Here is a 3,329-nt window from a genome sequence, read left to right as displayed (position 1 = left end):
GTTTATGCCGCTCTTTCGGCTACTGCCCGTGCCCACGACGTCGCCTGCGTAGACGACTTCTAGCCCGCTTTTTTTGAGCTCGCCGATCATTTCTAGGCTGCCCGGCTGACGCTTAACTAGCATCGCGTTTGCGTGCAGCGGGATATCTGAGCGCGTGTAGGCCTCGCTAGCCGGGCTTAGATCGTCGGTGTTGGTCTCGCCCGCAACCTTAAATATGACCGCCCTGATACGCCTAGGCAGGCTCTCGCGCGCCTTAAACCACTCCGCTTCCGCCCACGAGCGCAGAACTTCGAGCGCAAATTTATTGCTTTTTGCAAGCTGCGCCACGTCGTTAAAATAATCATGCACGAAAATCGTCTCTTTTAGCACGTTACAGGCGGCCTGTGCTACGGCCTCGTCGGCGTTTTTTAGGCTTTCAAGCAGCACGATGACGCTGTATCCGCCAAGCATCGGTCGCAGCAAATTTACGGCGGCGATTTTGTCAAGGCCGCTTATCTCAAGCCCGTGATTTATAATCTCGTTTAAAAACTCCGCCTTTACCTTTGCCGCGTCGTCTACACCCGGATTTACGCGGTTTGCGAGTAAATTTATAAGCTCGTCCCGTCTATTTCCGCCTTGTTTTATAAGCTCGCAAACCTCTCTCGTTTGCTCCTCGTTTAGCGGTAGCGGCGGCACGCCTAGGGCCTCGCGCTCTTTTACGTGTTTTTCGTACTGCGTGAAAAAGTCCATCGTTTATCCTTATTAAAATTTACGTAATTTTAGCAAAACAAAGCGAAATTTGGCTAAATTTAAGCACTTGATTTTAAGGAATTACGATGCAAAAAGCGTATTTTGACTCGCCTATCGGCGTTTTGGAGATTTGCGGCGACGAGAGCGGAGTTTGCGAGATAAATTTCGTGCGAGATTTTGTCCGCACGGACGCAACGGACGCAAATTTAAAGCTCTGTTTAAGCGAGCTTGAGAGTTATTTTAAAGGCGAGCTAAAAACCTTTAAAACGCGGCTAAATATCGGCGGCACGGCGTTTCAAAGGTGCGTTTACGAAAATCTGCAAAAGATCACTTACGGGCAGCGCGTCACGTACGCCGGGCTCGCAGCGATGACGGGACGACCGAAGGCGTTTCGCGCGGCAGGCTCGGCAAACGCAAAAAACAAAATCCCCATCATCGTGCCCTGCCACAGAGTCGTCGCCTCAAACGGCCTTGGCGGATACAGCGGCGGCGAAGGGCTGGCGACTAAAATTTGGCTTTTGGAGCATGAAGCAAAATTTAAAGACAAAGCTTAACGTCTTTAAAACTTGACGATGTAAATTCATCCAAACGAGCGCAAATTTGACAGCTTAATTCTAGTTAAACTTAATCCCATTCAAACGAAGCGCGACACCGTTTTTTCATATACGGAATCGCTCCGCTTTAGCGCCAAAGCAAGACAGAACGGATACTAAATTTATCTCTTTAACTACGCCGTTTTGATAAAATTTGCGACAAATTTAGCTCGCTCGGTAAAATCGCGACGAATTTAAAAGGGAAAAAATGGATCTAAAAATATACTACGACGACTGGCAAATGGAGTGCTGCGGCGATGCGTTTAAGCTCGGCGACAAGGTAAATTGGTATACGGCAAAATTTAAAGCGGATTCGGATTTCATCTTCAAGGATACCGACTACTCTTACGAGGCGCACGGCGGAGAAGAGTACGAGATAACGGGTGTCGTGACGGGGATTTCGGCGATATATTTTCGCTACGAACCATGCGACGGACCGCACGGACGGGTACTGCAACCGGTCGAATACAAAAGCAAAGAGATCTCGCGTAGTCACGGTTACGAGCCGAATTTTGGAGGTTTTACGTTCGGTGCGTATCTTGTGCAGCTACGCGGTGCTATAGTTTGCGACTTAGTGGACAAGGTTTACGAGAAATTCGCTCTAAAGAGCAAATTTGATAGTAAAATCGTCTCGCCCAATCAAAAAGACGCGAACGGCGAAACGATTTTAAACTTAGCGATTGCGGACGTAGATGAATATGCCGTGGAAATACTGCTAAATAAAGGCGCGGATGCAAATCTGCACGGCCAAGACGGTTTCACGCCAATACAACGCGCATGTTTTTGCGATAGCGAGAGGATTTTTGAGCTGTTGCTCTCGGCGGGCGCCGACTTGGACGCGATAAACGACGCCGGAACAAGCGCAAGACAGTACTGCGAAGGTAAATTTGAGGGCGCGAAAAACGCGGCTAGGCTAAGAAAAATAATCGCAAAATTTAGGCGGTAATTTTGAAGATAGAGCGCGAAATTTGGCGGCATATTTGCTAAATTTGGATTTTAAATTTAAAAATGCGTCGGATTTAGCGCAAATTTTAGACTTTAAGCGCGGTATGTTCGCAAAGCGCGCGGTACGGCGGTGCTGGCGAGATTCTTTAAGCCTCGCGGTAGCAAGCAACGATCTAGCTAGCCTTGGCAAAAACCAGCGTAAAAACCCCGCTAGCTATCAGCGCGATACCTAGCCATTCTCGCGCGCTCGGGCGCTCGCCTAAAAATATAACCGCAAAAACGGCTACCAAAACGACGCTAAGCTTATCTATGGGCGCTACCTGCGACGCAGAGCCAATCTGAAGCGCCTTAAAATACGCCAGCCACGACGCGCCCGTCGCAAGTCCGCTAAGCGTCAAAAACAGCCAGTTTCGCGCATTTAGCTCGCTAAGAGGCTGCCACTTTTTGGCATAGGTTAGAAACAAAATCAGCGCCGCGGCGATAACGAGCGTCCTGATAAAGGTCGCGAAATTTGAGTCCACGCCCTCAAGCCCGACCTTAGCAAAAATCGCCGTAAGCGCGGCAAAAACCGCCGAAGCTAGCGCCCATAAAGCCCATTCTTGCATGTTTAATCCTTTTTTTGAGATTATAGTCTGATTTGGATAAATTTAGAGCAGGTATCGCGGCGGTAGAATCAAAAAATAGCTTAAATCAAGCTAAATCCGTGCGGCCCTTTTTTAACGCGCGATTTGGCCGCGTGCTATTTACAAAGTCGCGAGTACCGTCAAATTTAAAGCTAAAAATCGCAGCAAACTTAAATCTACTTGCGGCGTACCGAGTAAAATCAAATACCAAAAACGCGATACCGAGTAAAATTTAGTCCTAAAATTTACGCAAGCGGCGCAAAACGCAACGTGAAATATCAAAAAGCGGGTAAAATTTCACGGCTTACTGGCGGTTTTAAATTTAGTATCCCGCGTAAAGTCGCTAAAAAGCGTCAATTCTAGGGGCGTAACAAGCAAACCAAATATGCTAAAATTAAGGCTCTTATAAAAATTGCCGTAATCAAAAATACGCGCTTTA

General features: G+C 47.7%; 3 protein-coding genes and 1 pseudogene. 2 read left to right on the top strand and 2 right to left on the bottom strand.

Annotation, left to right across the window (positions count from 1 at the left end):
- Window positions 1–729 (bottom strand): annotated as a pseudogene (locus tag RYL88_RS12425) (aconitate hydratase B); the annotation flags it as partial.
- Window positions 730–815: 86 nt separating this feature from the next.
- On the opposite strand from RYL88_RS12425, the gene RYL88_RS12420 reads away from it, so the two are divergent.
- Window positions 816–1,283 carry a methylated-DNA--[protein]-cysteine S-methyltransferase gene (locus RYL88_RS12420; RefSeq protein ID WP_314991713.1) on the top strand — a complete coding sequence of 156 codons (468 nt, stop codon included), beginning with the start codon at window positions 816–818 and terminating at the stop codon, window positions 1,281–1,283.
- 247 nt (window positions 1,284–1,530) lie between these two features.
- The gene (locus RYL88_RS12415; protein ID WP_314991711.1) at window positions 1,531–2,268 is read left to right on the top strand and encodes an ankyrin repeat domain-containing protein; all 738 of its coding nucleotides are present in this window, start codon (window positions 1,531–1,533) and stop codon (window positions 2,266–2,268) included.
- 172 nt (window positions 2,269–2,440) lie between these two features.
- Here the strand turns inward: RYL88_RS12415 and RYL88_RS12410 are convergent, their stop codons facing one another.
- Window positions 2,441–2,872 (bottom strand): EamA family transporter, encoded by a 432-nt coding sequence (locus tag RYL88_RS12410; protein ID WP_314991709.1) that lies wholly within the window; start codon window positions 2,870–2,872, stop codon window positions 2,441–2,443.
- Window positions 2,873–3,329 lie beyond the last annotated feature (457 nt).

It is taken from the genome of uncultured Campylobacter sp. (assembly GCF_963517995.1).
GTDB lineage: Bacteria > Campylobacterota > Campylobacteria > Campylobacterales > Campylobacteraceae > Campylobacter_A.
Note: the sequence above shows the minus strand (reverse complement) of the source record. Positions and strands in the feature narration are given on the sequence as shown.